This is a genomic window from Streptomyces sp. NPDC004752, assembly GCF_053601275.1.
Map to the genome: position 1 here is coordinate 13,944 of NZ_JBSGBN010000118.1, position 16,570 is coordinate 30,513.

At 71.0% G+C, this 16,570-nt stretch carries 19 protein-coding genes and 2 pseudogenes; 9 read left to right on the forward strand and 12 right to left on the reverse strand.

Annotated features, from left to right (window positions below; all coding sequences use genetic code 11):
• Nucleotide 1 precedes the first annotated feature (1 nt).
• From ACWEKM_RS35420 to ACWEKM_RS35430, 3 genes are all read right to left on the reverse strand, one after another.
• Nucleotides 2–649 (reverse strand): ABC transporter permease, encoded by a 648-nt coding sequence (locus ACWEKM_RS35420; RefSeq protein ID WP_451625375.1) that lies wholly within the window; start codon nucleotides 647–649, stop codon nucleotides 2–4.
• A gap of 159 nt (nucleotides 650–808) precedes the next feature.
• The gene (locus ACWEKM_RS35425; RefSeq protein ID WP_451625376.1) at nucleotides 809–1,612 is read right to left on the reverse strand and encodes an IclR family transcriptional regulator; all 804 of its coding nucleotides are present in this window, start codon (nucleotides 1,610–1,612) and stop codon (nucleotides 809–811) included.
• 113 nt (nucleotides 1,613–1,725) lie between these two features.
• Nucleotides 1,726–2,646 carry an alpha/beta hydrolase gene (locus ACWEKM_RS35430; protein ID WP_451625377.1) on the reverse strand — a complete coding sequence of 307 codons (921 nt, stop codon included), beginning with the start codon at nucleotides 2,644–2,646 and terminating at the stop codon, nucleotides 1,726–1,728.
• A 474-nt stretch (nucleotides 2,647–3,120) separates the two neighbouring features.
• Here ACWEKM_RS35430 and ACWEKM_RS35435 point away from each other — a divergent pair.
• A pseudogene (locus ACWEKM_RS35435) lies at nucleotides 3,121–3,432 on the forward strand (acyl carrier protein); the annotation flags it as partial.
• A 291-nt stretch (nucleotides 3,433–3,723) separates the two neighbouring features.
• On the opposite strand, the gene ACWEKM_RS35440 reads toward ACWEKM_RS35435, so the two are convergent.
• The 5 genes from ACWEKM_RS35440 to ACWEKM_RS35460 form a co-directional block, all read right to left on the reverse strand.
• Nucleotides 3,724–5,061, reverse strand: coding sequence for an FtsX-like permease family protein (locus tag ACWEKM_RS35440; protein WP_451625378.1), 1,338 nt, complete (start codon nucleotides 5,059–5,061; stop codon nucleotides 3,724–3,726).
• A 3-nt stretch (nucleotides 5,062–5,064) separates the two neighbouring features.
• The gene (locus tag ACWEKM_RS35445) at nucleotides 5,065–5,859 is read right to left on the reverse strand and encodes an ABC transporter ATP-binding protein (protein ID WP_451625379.1); all 795 of its coding nucleotides are present in this window, start codon (nucleotides 5,857–5,859) and stop codon (nucleotides 5,065–5,067) included.
• 248 nt (nucleotides 5,860–6,107) lie between these two features.
• Complete coding sequence (locus ACWEKM_RS35450) at nucleotides 6,108–6,293, reverse strand: hypothetical protein (protein WP_451625380.1); 186 nt, start codon at nucleotides 6,291–6,293, stop codon at nucleotides 6,108–6,110.
• A gap of 39 nt (nucleotides 6,294–6,332) precedes the next feature.
• Nucleotides 6,333–6,761: a hypothetical protein gene (locus ACWEKM_RS35455; RefSeq protein ID WP_451625381.1), complete on the reverse strand. Its 429-nt coding sequence runs from the start codon at nucleotides 6,759–6,761 to the stop codon at nucleotides 6,333–6,335.
• A 186-nt stretch (nucleotides 6,762–6,947) separates the two neighbouring features.
• The gene (locus ACWEKM_RS35460) at nucleotides 6,948–7,514 is read right to left on the reverse strand and encodes a TIGR04222 domain-containing membrane protein (protein ID WP_451625382.1); all 567 of its coding nucleotides are present in this window, start codon (nucleotides 7,512–7,514) and stop codon (nucleotides 6,948–6,950) included.
• 337 nt (nucleotides 7,515–7,851) lie between these two features.
• Here ACWEKM_RS35460 and ACWEKM_RS35465 point away from each other — a divergent pair, with 337 nt between their 5' ends.
• The 6 genes from ACWEKM_RS35465 to ACWEKM_RS35490 all read left to right on the forward strand — a co-directional run bounded on the left by ACWEKM_RS35465 (nucleotide 7,852) and on the right by ACWEKM_RS35490 (nucleotide 11,853).
• Entirely contained in the window at nucleotides 7,852–8,103 is a 252-nt protein-coding gene (locus ACWEKM_RS35465; protein WP_451625383.1) for a hypothetical protein, read from the forward strand.
• Nucleotides 8,104–8,150: 47 nt separating this feature from the next.
• Nucleotides 8,151–8,462: a helix-turn-helix domain-containing protein gene (locus ACWEKM_RS35470; protein WP_451625394.1), complete on the forward strand. Its 312-nt coding sequence runs from the start codon at nucleotides 8,151–8,153 to the stop codon at nucleotides 8,460–8,462.
• A gap of 130 nt (nucleotides 8,463–8,592) precedes the next feature.
• Nucleotides 8,593–9,108 (forward strand): 2-oxo-4-hydroxy-4-carboxy-5-ureidoimidazoline decarboxylase, encoded by a 516-nt coding sequence (gene uraD, locus ACWEKM_RS35475; protein ID WP_451625384.1) that lies wholly within the window; start codon nucleotides 8,593–8,595, stop codon nucleotides 9,106–9,108.
• Nucleotides 9,105–9,548 carry a hydroxyisourate hydrolase gene (locus ACWEKM_RS35480; RefSeq protein ID WP_451625385.1) on the forward strand — a complete coding sequence of 148 codons (444 nt, stop codon included), beginning with the start codon at nucleotides 9,105–9,107 and terminating at the stop codon, nucleotides 9,546–9,548. Before uraD ends, ACWEKM_RS35480 begins: the two co-directional genes overlap by 4 nt.
• Nucleotides 9,549–9,553: 5 nt before the next feature.
• Complete coding sequence (gene pucL, locus ACWEKM_RS35485) at nucleotides 9,554–10,456, forward strand: factor-independent urate hydroxylase (protein WP_451625386.1); 903 nt, start codon at nucleotides 9,554–9,556, stop codon at nucleotides 10,454–10,456.
• Nucleotides 10,457–10,476: 20 nt separating this feature from the next.
• A complete protein-coding gene (locus ACWEKM_RS35490; RefSeq protein WP_451625387.1) occupies nucleotides 10,477–11,853 on the forward strand; it encodes an 8-oxoguanine deaminase in 1,377 nt (458 codons plus the stop codon).
• A gap of 171 nt (nucleotides 11,854–12,024) precedes the next feature.
• Here ACWEKM_RS35490 and ACWEKM_RS35495 read toward each other — a convergent pair whose 3' ends face one another.
• On the reverse strand, nucleotides 12,025–12,828 hold the full coding sequence (locus tag ACWEKM_RS35495; protein ID WP_451625388.1) for a helix-turn-helix transcriptional regulator: 804 nt from the start codon (nucleotides 12,826–12,828) through the stop codon (nucleotides 12,025–12,027).
• 96 nt (nucleotides 12,829–12,924) lie between these two features.
• On the opposite strand from ACWEKM_RS35495, the gene ACWEKM_RS35500 reads away from it, so the two are divergent.
• The gene (locus ACWEKM_RS35500) at nucleotides 12,925–13,779 is read left to right on the forward strand and encodes an NAD(P)H-binding protein (protein ID WP_451625389.1); all 855 of its coding nucleotides are present in this window, start codon (nucleotides 12,925–12,927) and stop codon (nucleotides 13,777–13,779) included.
• Nucleotides 13,780–13,888: 109 nt separating this feature from the next.
• Here ACWEKM_RS35500 and ACWEKM_RS35505 read toward each other — a convergent pair whose 3' ends face one another.
• The gene (locus ACWEKM_RS35505; protein ID WP_451625390.1) at nucleotides 13,889–15,319 is read right to left on the reverse strand and encodes an MFS transporter; all 1,431 of its coding nucleotides are present in this window, start codon (nucleotides 15,317–15,319) and stop codon (nucleotides 13,889–13,891) included.
• A gap of 142 nt (nucleotides 15,320–15,461) precedes the next feature.
• Here ACWEKM_RS35505 and ACWEKM_RS35510 point away from each other — a divergent pair, with 142 nt between their 5' ends.
• The gene (locus ACWEKM_RS35510; protein WP_451625391.1) at nucleotides 15,462–15,863 is read left to right on the forward strand and encodes a winged helix-turn-helix transcriptional regulator; all 402 of its coding nucleotides are present in this window, start codon (nucleotides 15,462–15,464) and stop codon (nucleotides 15,861–15,863) included.
• A 14-nt stretch (nucleotides 15,864–15,877) separates the two neighbouring features.
• Here ACWEKM_RS35510 and ACWEKM_RS35515 read toward each other — a convergent pair whose 3' ends face one another.
• Complete coding sequence (locus ACWEKM_RS35515; protein WP_451625392.1) at nucleotides 15,878–16,300, reverse strand: acyl-CoA thioesterase; 423 nt, start codon at nucleotides 16,298–16,300, stop codon at nucleotides 15,878–15,880.
• Nucleotides 16,301–16,390: 90 nt separating this feature from the next.
• A pseudogene (locus ACWEKM_RS35520) lies at nucleotides 16,391–16,570 on the reverse strand (hypothetical protein); the annotation flags it as partial.

The window sequence follows — 16,570 nt, forward strand, 5'->3', positions numbered from 1 at the left end:
GTCAGACATTCACGCCTCGCAGAGCAGTGATCTTGCCAATCACGATGAACAGCAGGTCGAGGACCAGAGCGACGACCACCACTCCGATCACTCCGGAGAGGGCTTCCTCCAGCGCGTTCGCTCCCCCGATGCGTTCCAGCCCCCGGAAGATCAACTGCCCCAGGCCGGGGCCACGTACGACGGCTCCGATGGCCGCGGTCGCGACCAGCATGATCGTCGCCGTCCGGATCCCGTTGAGGATCACCGGCCAGGCCAGCGGCAGAACGACGGTACGCATCCGCTGTGACGGGCCCATACCGAGGCCGCGCGCCGCCTCGATGGCGGCCGGGTCGACCCCTTCTATGCCGGTCACCGTGTTGCGCAGGATCGGGAAGACCCCGTACACGGCCAGAGCGGCGATCGTCGGGGCCACCCCGAGTCCCAGGATGGGGATCATGAGGGCGAACAGGGCGAACGAGGGGATGGTCAGCAGGGACCCCGTCAGGGACAGCAGAGCCTGACGCAGCCCGGGGGCGGACTGGGTGAGCAGGGCCAGGCCGATCCCGACGACCGCTGATATCGCGACGCTGATCAGGACGAGTTCGATGTGCTGCTCGGTCAGGAACACCAGGTAGCTCGCGTTGTCGGCCATGTAGGAGACGAGGCTCATGGGGTGGCCGACCCTCCGCACGCACGGCCGACGAGAGCGTGCAGGACCCGCTGCCGGGGGTCGGCGAGGCCGGACTGGGGACGGGGATGAGCGAGATGTCGCATGGTGGTCTCCGGTTCTCCGGGGCTCGGAATGGTTGTCGGTACGCTTCGGCGGCTGTCAGAAGTCGCTCGGATCGGCGCCGGAGCGCACGTCGGAGCAGAAGGAAGCCTGCAAGGCCCGCACCGTCGACAGCAGGTGCCCGCCGAATGCCTGGATGTGCGGCTCGATCCTGAATGCGGGACCGGAAATGTTCACCGCGGCCTTGATCCGGCCGGTGAAGTCCCTCACCGGTGCCCCGATGCCCAGCAGCTCCGGGTCGAAGATCCGGTTCGCGACCGTGTAGCCCCGTCGGCGGGACTCCCGCACCTGGGCGAGGAACTCACGTGCCTCGCGGTCGGAGACATTGTTCACGCTGCGTCGGACCATGTCGAGGATGTGTTCGTCCTCGTAGTCCATCAGCAGCGCCATACCACTGGAACTGCGGTGCACCGGGATGGTGCGGCCCACCCAGTTCACCGCCTCGATCGACCGACGGGAGCCCTCCGACAGGACGGTGAGCACCTCGCCGTCGCTGAGAACGCTCAGATAGGTGCGCTCCCGGACGGTTTCGGTCAGCCTGAGCAGCAGCGGGGCCGCCATCTTGGTCAGCCGCTGGTCGCCCGCCCGGACCGCCAGTGCGAACAGCCGCCAGCTCAGTTCGTACCGCCCCGAATCACGCCGGGCGACCATGCCGGTTTCCAGCAGGCTCTTGAGCTGCCGGGACACGACGGACTTCTCGCGCCCGAGCACCCTGGCGACATCGGCCACACTCAGCCCGTCCGGGAAGGCGATGGGATCCGCCGACGCGAGCGCGTCCAGGATCGCCATCACTCGCGAAGCGCCGCTCCGCGCTGCCGGAGTCTGTTTCTGCTCAAGAGCCATACCGAGTCCTTGGTAGCGGTATGAATAGCTAGAGGGTGGGCGATGTCGCACGCAACACTGCGTTGCATTTTCTGCACCACCTGCCGGCTGTCAGGCCGAGACGCTGTCGGCTGTCAGGCCGAGACGCTCCGGACGGGAGCGGCGGAGACGCTGAAAGCCTGGTCGAAGAACTCCCGCAGACGGTCACACAGCAGCACGAACGTCGGGTGGTCGACGAACATGAAGTCGTTGTGCCGCCCGTCGATCGTGTAGAGGGTCTTGGGCGAACGGGCGGCCGCGTACAGGGACTCGGCCTCGGCATACGGGTGCAGCGAATTCTGCTCGCCATGGGCGATGAACAGAGGCGTCGGCGCCAGGTTCGCCACCACGCTCTCCACCTTCAGGTCCAGGATGGACTCCGTGAACTGCAGCCGGGTCGGGTGCCCGAACCCGTAGACCTGCGACAGCTCCTTCTCGACGTAGTCACCGGTCGCCGGGTCGAGCGGGTAGTGGGCGAAGGTGTCCGCGAGCCTGGACTCGCCCTGGAGGACTCGCTGCACGCGGTCCTCCGCCACCTCGTCGACGATCTTGAGGAACTCGTCGTAGGTGTGGATGGACTTCAGCCAGCGCGCCCCGTCGTAGAAACCGTTGAGGGCGGCGACGCCCGCGACGTCGCCGGCCTTCTCCGCGGCCAGGACGACGTTCGCGGCACCCATGCCCCAGCCGATCAGGCCGACGCGCCGGGGGTCCACGTCATCCTGTGAGCGGATGAACGTCACCGCGTTGCGCACGTCCTGAGCCTGCTCCTCGATCAGGACCCGCCCCTTCTCGCCCTCGCTGTCCGCCATGCCCCGGTAGTCGAAGCCCAGGCAGATGAACCCGTGCTCGGTCATCCGCTGGGCGAACATCTTCGGGTAGAACTCGTTGAACCCCTGGTAGCCGGAGTTGATGACCAGCGCCGGATGCTGTCCGCCCTCCGGCACGTGGTCGGGGTGGTAGACGGTGGCCTTGAGACGGCTGCCCTCGCTGTAGAACGCGGTTTCCTTCTGGATCACGATGAGTCCTTGTGTTGGTCCGACGGGCCGGCCAAGCCCCCGCTCGTTCCGGGGTCGACGCCTTCACCGTTTCTGCCGGTGGGGATTCCTGCGCAAATGTCGGCAGTATGTTGTAGCTCTCAGGCGGCCACTTTCAGGCCATGATGTGGTGAACGCAACAGGGCAGTGCATATTTTGCAACGCCAGGGTGGCCATCGGCTGTCGTGCCGAGCCTTGAGGACGTCGTTTCAGCTGGTCGTGTGCCACGAAGGCTGAAGGAGGCGTCGAGGCAGGCGCGTCTACCACAGGCCCGCGGAACTGTTCGCCGCGTTCGACGCCCCCGGCCTGATCGCGCAGGCCGGGCCGGTCCCGGTGACCCGGCCGGCCGAGCGGTGCGGCCTGCCCGCCCTGGTGGCCCAGAAGGTGAAACTGCTCGGCACGAAGAACGGGGAGGGGACGGCCGCCGACGCGAAGGCGCTGTCGACCGTGGGCGCAATGGCGGCCGGGGCGGACCGCATCGACAACCTGAACCTGCTGCGCCACGGTGGCCTGCCGCCGGCGACCCGCCGCAGCGCCGCCGGAGGCGGCGTCCCGGGCGGGGCGGCCGTCCCCGTGGCGCGACTCGCGGAGCTGTCGGCTGCGGAACGGCTCGCGGCGGTACAGGAGTTGGTACGGGGCCAGGTGGCCGAGGTGCTGGGGTACGGGGCGGCGGAGTCGATCGACGTCGACCGCACCTTCCAGGACTTCGGCTTCGATTCCCTCACCGCGGTCGAACTCCGCAACCGCCTCAACACCCTGACCGGTCTCCCTCTCCCCGCGACCCTGGTCTTCGACCACCGGACGTCGGCGGAACTCGCCGCGCACATCGACGCACAGCTCGGTGAGGCGGCGCCCCACAAGACCTCCGGGGGTGAGGGTCCGGGGATGATCACGGAGCTGTTCCGGCGGGCGGTCGCGGACGGTCGTATCGACGAGGCAGGCGAGATGATCGCGATCGCCTCCCGGCTGCGGCCCAGAGGAACCGTCTCCCATGGACGGCACGGGAGAGGGCACCCGCGGTGTGCGGCAGCCCTCTCCCGTGCGCGGTCCGCTGTCGGGTCAGGCGGTCACCGCCACCGCCTGCACGGCCGGTGCGCGCAGCGTCCGGCGGGTCGTCACCAGACTGGTGGCCAGCGTCGCCACGGCGGCGACCGCCACGATGCCCAGCCAGATCCCCAGCCCCTGGTCCGGCAGCAGCTCGGAGGTGCGCACCGAGCTGAACGGCAGGATGCCGGCGACGGCGGCCGCAGTGCCGAAGACCACTCCGAACACCGTGAGCACCAGGGCCTCCACGCCGACCATGCCCAGCACCTGTCCCGGCGTCGCCCCGGCCAGGCGCTGCTGGCCGAACTCCCGGCGACGGTACGAGGTCGCGGCGTACAGGCTGTTGATCAGCATCAGGCACGAGAAGACCACGATGATGCCGACCACCGTGAGGTTGAGGGTCTCCAGGTTCTTGTCCTCGACGGACCTGGTGAGGTGCGAGGCCGCGATCGTGTCGTTCTCGATGGACTGCATGTACAGCGTCGCGGTCGCTATGCCGGTGAACAGAACCAGCGGCATCAGCATTCCGGACAACTGTGCGGCTCGCTGCCGCATGTTGTGCACAGCCAGATGACCGCTCGCCCCGAACAGCGCGCTCAGTGGCCGCTTCGATCCGCCGAGAACCGCCCGCAGCAACGTCGGCGCGAAGACGGCGAAACCGATGGCGACCAGGATCGCGCCGTACGCCGGGGCCGCCATCAGCGCGGGGTCCGTCGCCTCGAAGGTGAACGTGGCGCACACAGCCGCCGCGCCGAGGGCGAGCGCCGCCGATCCGGCGAACTTCCGTCCCCGGCCGGAGGGTTGGGCATCTCCCGCCGCGGCCTGCGTCGCTCGGCGCACCGCGAGGAAGGCGGCCCCCATCGAGGCCGGCAAGGTGACGCCGAATCCCGCCGCCAGCGCGATGGGCCCGAACACATGGTCCACGTCCTTCGCGACCTGTCCGCTGTCCTGGAAGGCATCGAGCAGGGCCTGTCCGCCGAACATGCCGGGGACGATGGCCAGCAGCACCGCCACCAGGGCGACCACGGCGGCCTCGCCCACGACCATCCACCGGATCTGCGCGGGGGTCGCGCCGGCGCTGCGCAGCAGGGCGATCTCCTCGCCGCGCTGCCGTACGTTGACGGTCAGCGTGGACGCGACGGCGAAGAACACCAGCAGAGTGCCGTAGCCGCCCACCACACCCGCGGTGAGGCCGAGCGACTCGGCGCTGACGTCGTCGACACCCGGCGCGCCCGCGGTGTCGTGCATCGAGTTGAACGCCATGGTGATCGTGGCGCCCAGGAATGAGGCGAGCAGCGTGGCGACGAAGCGCCCGGGACGGTGCGCGAGGGAACGCATGGCCAGGGAGAACATGACTCACACCTCCAGTTCGACGCCGTCGCCCGCGTGGTCGCCGAGGTGTGCGAGTTTCTCGGCGACGGCGTCCACGGTCGGCCCGGCCATCCGCCCGGCCAGTCGGCCGTCCGCGAGGAACAGCACGGAGTCGGCGTACGAGGCGGCCACCGGGTCGTGCGTCACCATGACGACGGTCCGGCCGTGCAGCCGCACGGCCTCCTGCAGCAGCCGCAGCACGTCCCGGGCGCTGCGGGTGTCGAGCGCCCCGGTCGGCTCGTCCGCGAAGACCACGCTGGGTTCGGTGACCAGCGCGCGGGCGATGGCGACGCGTTGGCGCTGACCGCCGGAGAGTTGGTCCGGGAGGTGGCCGAGACGGTCGCCGAGACCGACCTGGGTGAGGATCTCCCGGGCCCGGTCCCCGTTGATGCGCCGCCCGGCCAGCCTGAGCGGCAGCACCGTGTTCTGGGCCACGGTGAGCGTGGGCAGAAGGTTGTACTGCTGGAAGACGAAGCCGATGCGTCGGCGCCGGAACTTCGTCAGCGCCGCCTCGCTGCCGCCCGTCATCTCCTCGCCGTCCACCATGACCGTCCCGCTGTCCGGCCGGTCGAGCCCGGCCGCGCACTGCAGGAGGGTGGACTTGCCGGAGCCGGACGGCCCCATGACGGCGGTGAAACTCCCCGCCGGCAGGCTCAGGCTCACCCCGTCCAGTGCGTTCACCGCCGCCTCCGCGGTGCCGTAGACCTTGCGCACCCCGACCAGGCGCAGGGCCTCGGCGCTCCGCCGGGCGGGCTCGGACCTGCTCGTACGACGAGACATCGTCAGTCCCTTTCCATCCATCCCCGGGCGCTCACTGCGCCACGCCCACAACGCTATGGACCGCGGGCCGTCGGCACACTGGGCGTATGACCCGAGTACGGGGTGGTGACAGGTACACCCGCGCGTGCCACGCGGACCGCCGAACGGGACGTAGGGGAGTCCTCGCCTCGCCGCGGATCGACCGCGAGTACGGGGGCACGTCGAAAGCCGGTGAAGCGGGAACCGCCGTACACCTTCGCGCCGCCGCCCTACCGGAGTGGCATGGCGCGCAGAGCCCGCCACCGGCCGACCCTCACTTCCGCCGCCGCAGCAGCCTCTCCAGGTCCGCTGCCGCCTCCGGCAGCCCGCTGGAGCAGCCACCGCAACTGGATCATCGCGTCCAGGTCGCCGCCCTCGGCGGCTTCGCGGTAATGCTGTTCCGCCTGCTCTTCCATCCGTCCCCCGTTCATCCGTCCCCCGTTCGTTGCGGCGGCTCAGAGGCGGCCCTTGGCGAGATCGTGCAGCATGCTCTCCTTCACGGAAGCCCAGCCGATGTGCTCGATCAGGCGCTTGGCGGTGCGCTTGTCCGTCGTCGCCAGCGTCCTCGCCATGTTGGCGAACGCCCCGTCCCGTTCGTGATCTGTCCTGATGGTCAGCGCGATGCGCTCGGCTTCACGGGCATTGACGGCGACCAACTGCTCGGCCAGCACGCGCACCGAGAAGTCCCGGCCGTTCTGTACGACCTGGTCCTCGTAGGTGACGGAGTTCGCGATGCGTTCGGCCTCGGCGATGTCGCCCGGTCCGATGGCCACCTGGACGGCGAGGTCGGTGAGGGCGGCTGCCCGCTGTCGTGCGTCCGGGATGGCACGGGCCATCCGTTCGGCCTGACGTATTTCTTCTCTGAGGCGGCGGCGTCCGGCCATGGCTTCCCCCTGAAGGCCCAGGCGAATGCAGTGGTTTTGATGAGAGCACGTCACCTGTCCGGTCGCAAGGGGGAGATGAAGGACCCCAGCGACTCTCGGCCGCGAGCCCGCACAGGTCCCGGGGACCGGCGGGATCGCATGTGCTGAGCCGCCCGCCACCGCCATATGTGAGGGTCTGCCCCGGGGTCACACCGTGCCGCAGCTGAAGCCCCCGCCGCCGCCACCCCAGGACTGGCGCAGCTCGCGTTCCGTGGTGCCGCCACGGCCGACGAGGCCCGCCTCCCGTGCGAAGCGGGGAGCCAGCAGGGTCAGGGCCGCGTCGCCGTGCACCGCGACGAGCAGCAGCCTGGCCTCGGCCGACAGACCCGACCTGCGGATCGGCAGGGGATGCGTCTCGCGCAGCTCCTTCAGCAGACGGCGCGCGGCGCGGGTGCGGCCGGGCGGGAAGGCACGCAGGAGGCCGGCGGCGGTGAGATCGCGGCCCAGCTCGGCCAGGGCCGTGCGCACCCCCTGCCGGTCCAGCAACTGGCGCATGCCCGCGGGCCGGTACAGCGAGGCGTGCACCGCTTTGGTGAGCGGCGCCGCGATCCGGCCGTCGGTCGGCCCCGATGTCTGCATCGTGCCGCCCCGCCCCGCGTCGACCGCGCCGTGCAGATGCAGATCGAGCACGGCGACCGTGACGGCGGCGCGGCGCCCGCCGCGTATCCGTGCGATCTCGTGCGGCGCCAGCGCCGTCGTGGTGTCCCTGCCCATCGCGCACCCCCATGCGGACGGGCCCGCCGCCCCCGTGCCGACGGGCCCGTCTGCCCGGAGTGTGCCCGTCGGCGGGGGTGGCCGAAGCGTCCCGCGGCGCTGTTCAGAGGTTGATTTGAGCTTGGCGTAGCCGGGGTACGCCGGGCGCGGTACACCTGCCGCGCCGCCCCGGGCACCGTACGTACCGCCGGGCTATGGCTCGGGCTCCAACGGCCCCGGCCGGTCCTCCGGTCCGCCGCCCAGCCACTCGATGCCTGCCAAGGCCGGGGGCCGTCGCTCCGGGTGTCCGTTAAGGTCGTCCGACAACGACCGGGGTGAACGATGCCATGGGGGCACAGTGCGACTGCGAGTGGAGTTCACGACGGAACCCTTCGATCTCGACGAGGCTCCGGCGCATGCGCTGGCGGCCCGCGAGGTCATCGAGGGGGCCGAACTGGACGCGGTGGACGTGGGCCCGTTCGGCAACACCGCGGAGGGTGCGGCCGACGCCGTGCTCGGCACTGTGGACGCCCTGCTGCGCAGGTCGCTCGACGCCGGTGCCACGCGGATCTCGTTGCAGGTCAACGTGATCGGGGAGGGCGGCCATTGACCGGGGACGAGCCTTTTGTCGCGGCCGTGAAGCCGTTGGTCGACGCCATGGGCGGGCAACTGGTGCCGCCGGACCGGGCCGGTCCCGACGATGTCGTGCTCTCCTGGGAGGGGGTGGCCGTGGTGGCCGTACGCCTGCCGCAGCTCGCCGATTCCCTGGATCACATTCTGGCCGCCATGGAGCGCCGGCACGGCAGACCGCTGGCCGATCTGGACCGCAAGGCCAAGCAGGAGGTCGTACGGGTGCTGGAGGCGCGCGGCGCCTTCTCGGTGCGGCACGGGGTGGAGACCGTCGCCGGTGCCCTGGGGGTCAGTCGCTTCACCGTCTACAACTACCTCAACCGCGAGAAGCAGACCTGATCGGAGTCTTGGTCCGGGTCTTGATCCGGGCCTTGATTTCAACAAAGTGTTGACGCGGCGTGGTGCAGGGCGTTAGCTATCGGCAGCCCGATCCGCACGAAGGCCGCTCGCGGCCACGGAGGCGCCCGTGATGTCGACCGACACGCCACCGGGTCTGGCCCGGTTCAACGGCCTGGAAGAGCACGTGGCCCGGGTCGCTCTGCACGAGGTGTGCGCCTCCTCGGCGTGGGCCGGGCACCTGCTCGCCCACCGGCCCTACGCCACCGTGGACGCCCTCTGCGCCGCCGGTGACGCCGCCACGGCCGCTCTGACCGCCGAGGACCTGGCGGAGGCGATGGCAGGGCACCCGCCGATAGGCCGGCCCACACCGGGCGACGCGACCTCCGCACGGGAGCAGCGCGGCATGGCGGGTGCCTCCGCGGAGCTGCGCGCCGAGATACTCGAACTCAACCTGGCCTACCAGGACCGGTTCGGCCAGGTGTTCCTCATCTGCGCCACCGGGAAGACCGCCGCACAGATGCGGGACGCGGTCAAGGTGCGGATCGGCAACGCGCCCGAGCAGGAGCGGGAGATCGTCCGCACCGAACTGGGAAAGATCAACCGTGTCCGACTGGCCCGACTCGTCGAAGAGGACGCCCGAGCATGAGCAAGAACACCGCCGCCCCGCGGCAAGGCCCGGTGTCCACGCACATCCTGGACACCGGCATCGGCCGCCCCGCCGAGGGCGTCGCCGTCCGGATCGCCGTCCGCGCCGGGCGCGACGCGGACTGGCGGGCGCTCGGCGGCTCCGTGACCGACGCGGACGGGCGGTGCGGTGACCTCCCGGCGCCGCCGGAGGGGACCACCCATGTACGGCTCGACTTCGAGGTCGAGGCGTACTTCGCAAAGAACGCGAGCAGAGTTAACAGCGCGAGCAGCGCGAAGAAGCGAGCCGATGCGCAGCAGGACGCCCCCGCGAATCGGGACAGCGGAGCCGACGTGTTCTTCCCGGAGGTGGCGGTCACCTTCGCCGTGCACCCCGGGGAGCACTACCACGTACCGCTGCTGCTCACCCCGTTCGGCTACTCCGTTTACCGAGGGAGCTAGCACAGATGCCCATCCTTGGACAGAACCAGTACGGCAAGGCAGAGAACCGGGTCGTACGCGTCACGCGGGACGGCGCGACCCACCACATCAAGGACCTCAATGTGTCGGTGTCGCTGAGCGGTGACATGGAAGAGGTCCACTACTCGGGATCCAACGCCCACGTGTTGCCGACCGACACCACCAAGAACACGGTGTATGCGTTCGCCAAGGAGTACGGCATCGCATCCGCCGAGCAGTTCGGCATCCACCTCGCCCGGCACTTCGTCACCTCGCAGGAGCCGATCCACCGGGCCCGCATCCGCATCGAGGAGTACGCCTGGGAGCGCATCGAGCACTCCGGGGAGGGCGCGCACTCATTCGTCCGCGCGGGCCAGGAGACCCGACTGACCCAGATCACCTACGACGGCTCCGCCTGGGAGGTCGTCTCCGGTCTGCAGGATCTGACGGTGCTGAACTCGACCGACTCCGAGTTCTGGGGCTACGTCAAGGACAAGTACACGACGCTCCCGGAGGCGTACGACCGTATCCTTGCCACCCAGGTCTGCGGACGCTGGCGGTTCAACTGGAGCCGCGACGAGCAGGAGACGCCCGACTGGGAGACCTCCTACCGGGAGACGAGGAAGCACTTGCTCCAGGCATTCGCCGAGACGTACTCCCGCTCCCTGCAACAGACGCTGTACCAGATGGGCGCCCGCATCATCGACCACCGCGGCGAGATCGACGAGGTCCGCTTCTCGCTCCCCAACAAGCACCACTTCCTGGTCGACCTGGAGCCGTTCGGGCTGACGAACGACACCGCCGACGGAGCCGTCTACCTGGCCGCCGACCGCCCCTACGGCCTGATCGAGGCCACCGTGCTGCGGGACGGGTGCGAGCCGCGGATCCCGGTGGACCTCACCAACCTGTGACGGAACCGAGAGGACGAACCATGGCATCCGGGCGCATCGTCATCGAGAACGCCGCGATCGCGACCGTCGACGCGCACGACACCGAGTACCCGGACGGTCATGTCGTCATCGCCGGACACCGTATCGAGACGGTCGGCGCGGGCAAGGCCCCCGAGGGTCTGACGGACGTGGTACGCCGCATCGACGCCGCCGGCCACCTGGTGACCCCGGGCCTGGTCAACACCCACCACCACTTCTACCAGTGGATCACCCGCGGTCTGGCCACGGACCACCACCTCTTCGACTGGCTGGTCGCGCTGTACCCGATCTGGGCGCGCATCGACGAGCCGATGGTGTACGCGGCGGCCCAGGGCTCACTGGCGATGATGGCCCGCGGCGGCGTGACCACCGCCATGGACCACCACTACGTCTACCCGCGCGGCTCCGGCGACCTGTCCGGCGCGATCATCCGCGCCGCCCGCGAGACGGGCGTCCGGTTCACCCTCGCCCGCGGCTCGATGGACCGCGGCCGGCAGGACGGCGGGCTGCCGCCGGACTTCGCCGTCGAGTCCCTGGAGGACGCCCTCGCCGCGACCGAGGAGACCGTCCGCCGGCACCATGACGCCTCCTTCGACGCCATGACCCAGGTCGCCGTCGCCCCCTGCTCGCCCTTCTCCGTCTCCACCGAACTCCTCAAGCAGGGCGCCGAACTGGCCCGTCGGCTCGGTGTGCGCCTGCACACCCACGGCTCGGAGACCGTCGAGGAGGAGACGTTCTGCCACGAGCTGTTCGGGATGGGCCCGACCGACTACTTCGCGGCCACGGGCTGGCTCGGCGCGGACGTGTGGATGGCGCACTGCGTCCATATGAACGACTCCGACATCGCGGCCTTCGCCCGCACGAAGACCGGTGTCGCCCACTGCCCGTCCTCCAACGCCCGCCTCGCCGCCGGTATCGCCCGCGTCCCCGACATGCTCGCCGCCGGTGTCCCGGTCGGCCTCGGTGTCGACGGCACGGCCTCCAACGAGTCCGGCGAACTCCACACCGAGCTGCGCAACGCCCTGCTGATCAACCGTCTCGGCGCCCATCGCGAGGCCGCGCTGAACGCCCGCCAGGCGCTGCGGCTCGGCACCTACGGCGGCGCCCAGGTGCTGGGCCGCGCGGCCGAGACCGGCTCGCTGGAGCCGGGCAAGCTGGCCGACCTGGTGCTGTGGAAACTCGACACACTGGCCCACGCGTCGATCGCGGACCCGGTGACCGCGCTGGTCCTCGGGGCGGCGGCGCCGGTCACCGCCTCCTTCGTGAACGGCCGGCAGATCGTGGCGAACGGCCGTCTGCTGCACGTCGACGAGGATGCCGTCGCCCGGTCCACCCGGGCCGAGGCCCAGCGCCTCGCACGGCTCGCCACACAGGGCTGACCGGATGAAACCCCGGCCGGGAGAAACGGCTCCCGGCCGGCAGCCGTGAACCCCGGCGGGCTCCACGGAGACTGTCCTTGCCCTGCCCGCCCACGGCCCGCTCGCCCTCTCCTGCGGCTGCGACCAGGCGCGGGTACCGTCGCATCGGGACCGGTACGCGCCGTAGGACGCTCAGCCGTGCGCCGCTGCCTGGCAGGGGGTCAGGGCGGGCAGTCTGCCCGTGAAGTACGAGCGGGGCGGGACCCCCATCAGGGCGCGGAAGTCGGACGTCATATGCGACTGGTCGAAGTAGCCGGTGGACGCGGCGAGTTCGGACCAGGGGGCGTGCGTGGCGCGGGTGACGATCGTGCGGACGCGGTCGATGCGGGCGTAGTGCTTGGGGGAGACCCCGACCCCCTCGGCGAACAGCTTGCGCAACTGCCGCTCGCTGACCGCGAGTTCCCGGGCCACCTCGCGCACCCGCACGGGCGCCCGGTCCGCGCGGACCGACAGCGCGTCGACCCCCGCGCGCAGCAGCGTCGTACGGGCGGGGTCCGCGGCCTTCGACAGCGCTTCGGGCAGGGTCCCGGCCAGCTGCGGCAGTGCGTCGCGCGGGTCCAGTCGGCGCAGCACCGCCGCGAGCCGGTGCGGCATCGCACCCGACAGCGCCTCCAACGGCACGGCCCGGCCGACCAGTTCGGCCGCCGAGACCCCCAGCAGCGGGCGCGTCAGGCCCGGGGCGAGGCGCAGCTCGACGCACTGGAGGTGGGTCTTGCCCTCGTGGTAGGAGGCCCGCACCCGCGGCCCGACGGCGAGCACGTCGCGCCGTCCGCCCGCCCCCACCCGCAGCACCACCTTGGTGACCGCGACGGGCAGCCGCACAAAGGGGTCCTCGGTCCGCTCGGCGTGCGACACGGACAGCGTGCGCACCCCGGAGATCCAGGGGCGCAGCACCTCGGGCACGGTCAGGATCTGCTCGGCGACGGCGTTCGGCATCACTCCACGGTACGCGCGCCGCCCCCGCTTCCGGGCGGGCGAACCGTGCCGGAATTTCCAAGAGTCCGGCGCCCCACGAGGCCCATCGTGGACCGCATGATTCTGGTGACGGGTGCCACAGGCACCACCGGCAGTGAAGTCGTACGACAGCTCACGGCGCGCGGCGAGAAGGTGCGGGCCCTGACCCGCGACCCGGGACGGGCCCAGCTGCCCGCCGGGGTGGAGACGGTCCGCGGGGACTACGCCGATCCGGACTCCCTCGCGGCAGCGATGACCGGGGCGACGGCCGCATATCTGGTGTGCTCGCCCGGCCCCGGTGCCGCCCACGACACGGCGCTGGTCGCGGCGGCCCGGGCGGCGGGGGTACGGCGGCTGGTGAAGCTCTCCGCCATCGGCACCGACGACACCGCGGCCGGTCCCTCCGTCGCCTGGCACGGGCAGGGCGAGCGGGCGGTGCGGGAGAGCGGGGCGCACTGGACGATCCTGCGGCCGTCGTCGTTCGCGTCGAACACGCTGAGCTGGGCGGAGACGGTCCGGCGGGGCGAGCCGGTACCGAACATGACCGGCGACGGGGCGTCCGGCGTGATCGACCCGCGCGACATCGCCGAGGTGGCCGTACGGGCTCTGCTCGACGACGCGCACGACGGGCGGACGTACACCCTGACCGGACCGGCGGCGATCAGCGTCCCGGACCAGACCACCGTCCTCGCCGCGGTCCTCGGCCGTCCGGTCACCGTCCGCGATCTGTCGCCGGACGAGACCCTCGACTTCCTCCGCACCGCGTGGGGCATCGACGGCACTCGCGTGCAGGGCGTGCTGACCGGCATCGCCTATCTGCGCGACGGCCACAACGCGACGGTCACCGAGGACGTGCCCGAGGTGCTGAGTCGGCCGGCCCGGACCTTCCGGGAGTGGGCCGAGGACCACAAGGATGCCTTCGGCGCTGCCTGAACCGAACCGACCGACGGGGGAGCCGGTCGCCTCGGCGGCCGGGGCCCGGCCGGCGCGGTCGGGCCCCGCCGCTGTACGTCCCGCTGTACCTCCCTCTGCACGGCGGCCCTCAGCGGTGCCGAGGCCGCAGTACCGTCCCGGCCAGCGCCAGGGCCGAAACCGCGATCCCGGTCGCCACCCGGAACGCCAGCCGATAGCCCTCCGCCGTGGCCGGGAGCAGCTCCGTGCCCCGGTCGAGCAGCTCGCCGGTACGGTCCGCCGCCAGTGTGCTCAGTGCGGCCAGGCCCAGTGAACCGCCCACCATCTGCGTGGTGTTGAACACTCCCGAGGCCAGGCCCGCGTCCTTCGGATCGGCGCCCGACATGGCGAGGCCGGTCAGCGCGGGCATCGCCGCCGCGAAACCGGCGGCCAGCAGGAGCAGCGGCGGCAGCACATCGGTGGCGTAACCGCCGTCGACGGGCGCCCGGCTCAGCAGGGCCATGCCCGCGGTGATCAGCACAAGACCGCCCAGCAGCACCCGGTACGCCCCGAACCGGCCGATGGTGCGGGCCGACAGGCCCAGCATCAGCAGCCCGATCGCGACCGGCGCCGGCAGGAAGGCGAAGCCGGTCGCCAACTCGCCGAAGCCCAGCACGCGTTGCAGATACAGCACGCCGATGAACTGGAAGCCGTACATCGTCGCGATCATCAGCACCTGGACGGCGTTCGCCCCGGTGAGCATCCGGGAGCGGAACAGCCGCAGCCGCAGCAGCGGACGTGCGGCCCGCGCCTGCCGCAGCACGAACGTGCCGAACAGGACGAGGGCGAGCGCGGCGAGCGGCAGCGTGCCGGTGAGACCGCGGTCTCCGGCGCCGACGATGGCGTACACCGTCAGCATCAGCGCGCCGGTCACCAGCGCGGCCCCCGGATAGTCGGCGCCCCGCCCGAGCCCGGAGCCGGGCTCGCGGGCGAGGATCCGGACGGCCGCCAGCCATGCGGCGATGCCGATCGGCAGGTTGATCAGGAAGATCCAGTGCCAGCCCAGGGCCTGGGTGAGCGCCCCGCCGAGGAAGGTGCCGAGCGCCCCGCCCGCGGCCCCGACGGCGCTGAACACCGCGATGGCGCGGGCCTGTTCGGGCGGCTCGGGGAAGAGCGAGACCAGCATGCCGAGCACCACGGCGGACGCCATCGCGCCGCCCACGCCCTGCACCGCCCGGGCGGCGATGAGCAGGCCCTGGCCGGTGGCGACCCCGGCCAGCACGGATGCCGCGGTGAACACGGCGAGCCCCGCCGTGAACATCCGCTTGCGGCCGACGAGATCGCCGAGCCGGCCGGCCAGCAGGAGCAGCCCGCCGAAGGGGATGAGATAGGCGTTGACGACCCAGGCGAGTCCGGGCCCGCTGAAGCCCAGGTCGCTCTGGATGGCGGGCATCGCCACCGTGACGATGGTGCCGTCCAGGATGGTCATGAGCGTGCCCGCGCAGAGCACGACGAGGGAAGCCCAGCGGGAGTACGTTCGGGACGGGGTCACCCGTGCCGGTGACTCGCTCGTGGTCGACATGGCCTGATGGCCTCCGCATTCTCCAGAGGAACACCCACGGGGAGCGACGGGCACCCGTGGATACCGATCGTGCTCTTGGTGCACGACTTGTAACGGGGTTTATCGTGGGTGACCATGGAGGGCGGAAGAAGGAGGCAGTTCGATGTCCCAGGGGAACACCGGTGTTACGGCGCAGGTCGTGAACGCGCACGCCTGCCCGGTCCGCGAAGTTCTTGACAGGGTCGCCGGGAAATGGAGCGTGCAGATCCTTGTCGCGGCGGCGCCGGGGCCCATCCGGTTCACCGAACTGGAGCGCTCGATCGAGGGCATCAGCCGCCGCATGCTCACGCTCACCCTGCGCAATCTGGAGCGTGACGGCCTGGTCACACGGACCGTGCATCCGACGGTGCCGCCGAAGGTGGAGTACCGACTGACGCCGGTGGCCCACGAGTTGCACGAGACGCTGCTGCGGCTGACGGACTGGGCCGAGCGCCATCGCGGCCACATCGCCGAGGCGCGGGCGGCCTACGACGCCGAGCACCGGCCGGAGCTGCTCGACGCGTAGGCCGCGCGGGTTCGCTACAGTCCGAGCGGGCCGAGATCCGTCGCCAGTTCCTTCAGGGCCTCCCGTGGATCGGCGACCAGTTTCCGCAGCTTCAGGTCGAGGATCCCGCCGACCCCGGTGATCTGGGCGGCCACGGTGCCGTCGGCCTTGCGTATGGTCTGCGGGATCTGGAACGTCCTGCCCCCGCCCCACTCGAACGCACAGGTCACGTCGACCTCGTCACCGGCGCGCAGCTCGCGCAGATAGCGGATTCTGGTCTCCAGCGAGACCGGGCCCACGCCCTGCCCGACGAGCCCGGCCTGGCTGATCCCGGCCGTCTGGAGCAGCGACCAGCGGGCGTGCTCCGCGTAGTTGATGTACACCGCCTGGTTGAGGTGTCCCTGGACATCCGTCTCGTATCCGCGGACGGTCACCCGGACGGAAAATGGCTCGCGCACGGTCGGCCTCTCTCAAGTCTCATGTGTTTCATGTACGGCGCATTGATCCCTCCGATCCTGACACGCCCCCCTTTATTCACACCTGGCTATTCACACCCGGCGCGGGGACGCCAGCACATAGCGCTCCCGCGTGCGCGGCCGCGTGTACTCGCCGGCCTGCCAGCCCGCCGCTTCCAGCGTGGCCGCGTACGCCCGCAGCGCCGCGGCGTCCGGCGCGTACACCGCGACCGCCTCCGGCTGCGGGGTCGCGCGCACCCGGTACCCGTCGGC

What these genes read in the sequence shown, in the direction of transcription:
- ACWEKM_RS35420 (WP_451625375.1), bottom strand. Translation starts at nt 649, where the DNA reads ATGAGCCTCGTCTCCTACATGGCCGACAACGCGAGCTACCTGGTGTTC.
- ACWEKM_RS35425 (WP_451625376.1), bottom strand. Translation starts at nt 1,612, where the DNA reads ATGGCTCTTGAGCAGAAACAGACTCCGGCAGCGCGGAGCGGCGCTTCG.
- ACWEKM_RS35440 (WP_451625378.1), bottom strand. Translation starts at nt 5,061, where the DNA reads ATGTTCTCCCTGGCCATGCGTTCCCTCGCGCACCGTCCCGGGCGCTTC.
- ACWEKM_RS35445 (WP_451625379.1), bottom strand. Translation starts at nt 5,859, where the DNA reads ATGTCTCGTCGTACGAGCAGGTCCGAGCCCGCCCGGCGGAGCGCCGAG.
- ACWEKM_RS35450 (WP_451625380.1), bottom strand. Translation starts at nt 6,293, where the DNA reads ATGGAAGAGCAGGCGGAACAGCATTACCGCGAAGCCGCCGAGGGCGGC.
- ACWEKM_RS35455 (WP_451625381.1), bottom strand. Translation starts at nt 6,761, where the DNA reads ATGGCCGGACGCCGCCGCCTCAGAGAAGAAATACGTCAGGCCGAACGG.
- ACWEKM_RS35460 (WP_451625382.1), bottom strand. Translation starts at nt 7,514, where the DNA reads ATGGGCAGGGACACCACGACGGCGCTGGCGCCGCACGAGATCGCACGG.
- ACWEKM_RS35470 (WP_451625394.1), top strand. Translation starts at nt 8,151, where the DNA reads ATGGGCGGGCAACTGGTGCCGCCGGACCGGGCCGGTCCCGACGATGTC.
- uraD (WP_451625384.1), top strand. Translation starts at nt 8,593, where the DNA reads ATGTCGACCGACACGCCACCGGGTCTGGCCCGGTTCAACGGCCTGGAA.
- ACWEKM_RS35480 (WP_451625385.1), top strand. Translation starts at nt 9,105, where the DNA reads ATGAGCAAGAACACCGCCGCCCCGCGGCAAGGCCCGGTGTCCACGCAC.
- pucL (WP_451625386.1), top strand. Translation starts at nt 9,554, where the DNA reads ATGCCCATCCTTGGACAGAACCAGTACGGCAAGGCAGAGAACCGGGTC.
- ACWEKM_RS35490 (WP_451625387.1), top strand. Translation starts at nt 10,477, where the DNA reads ATGGCATCCGGGCGCATCGTCATCGAGAACGCCGCGATCGCGACCGTC.
- ACWEKM_RS35495 (WP_451625388.1), bottom strand. Translation starts at nt 12,828, where the DNA reads ATGCCGAACGCCGTCGCCGAGCAGATCCTGACCGTGCCCGAGGTGCTG.
- ACWEKM_RS35500 (WP_451625389.1), top strand. Translation starts at nt 12,925, where the DNA reads ATGATTCTGGTGACGGGTGCCACAGGCACCACCGGCAGTGAAGTCGTA.
- ACWEKM_RS35505 (WP_451625390.1), bottom strand. Translation starts at nt 15,319, where the DNA reads ATGTCGACCACGAGCGAGTCACCGGCACGGGTGACCCCGTCCCGAACG.
- ACWEKM_RS35510 (WP_451625391.1), top strand. Translation starts at nt 15,462, where the DNA reads ATGTCCCAGGGGAACACCGGTGTTACGGCGCAGGTCGTGAACGCGCAC.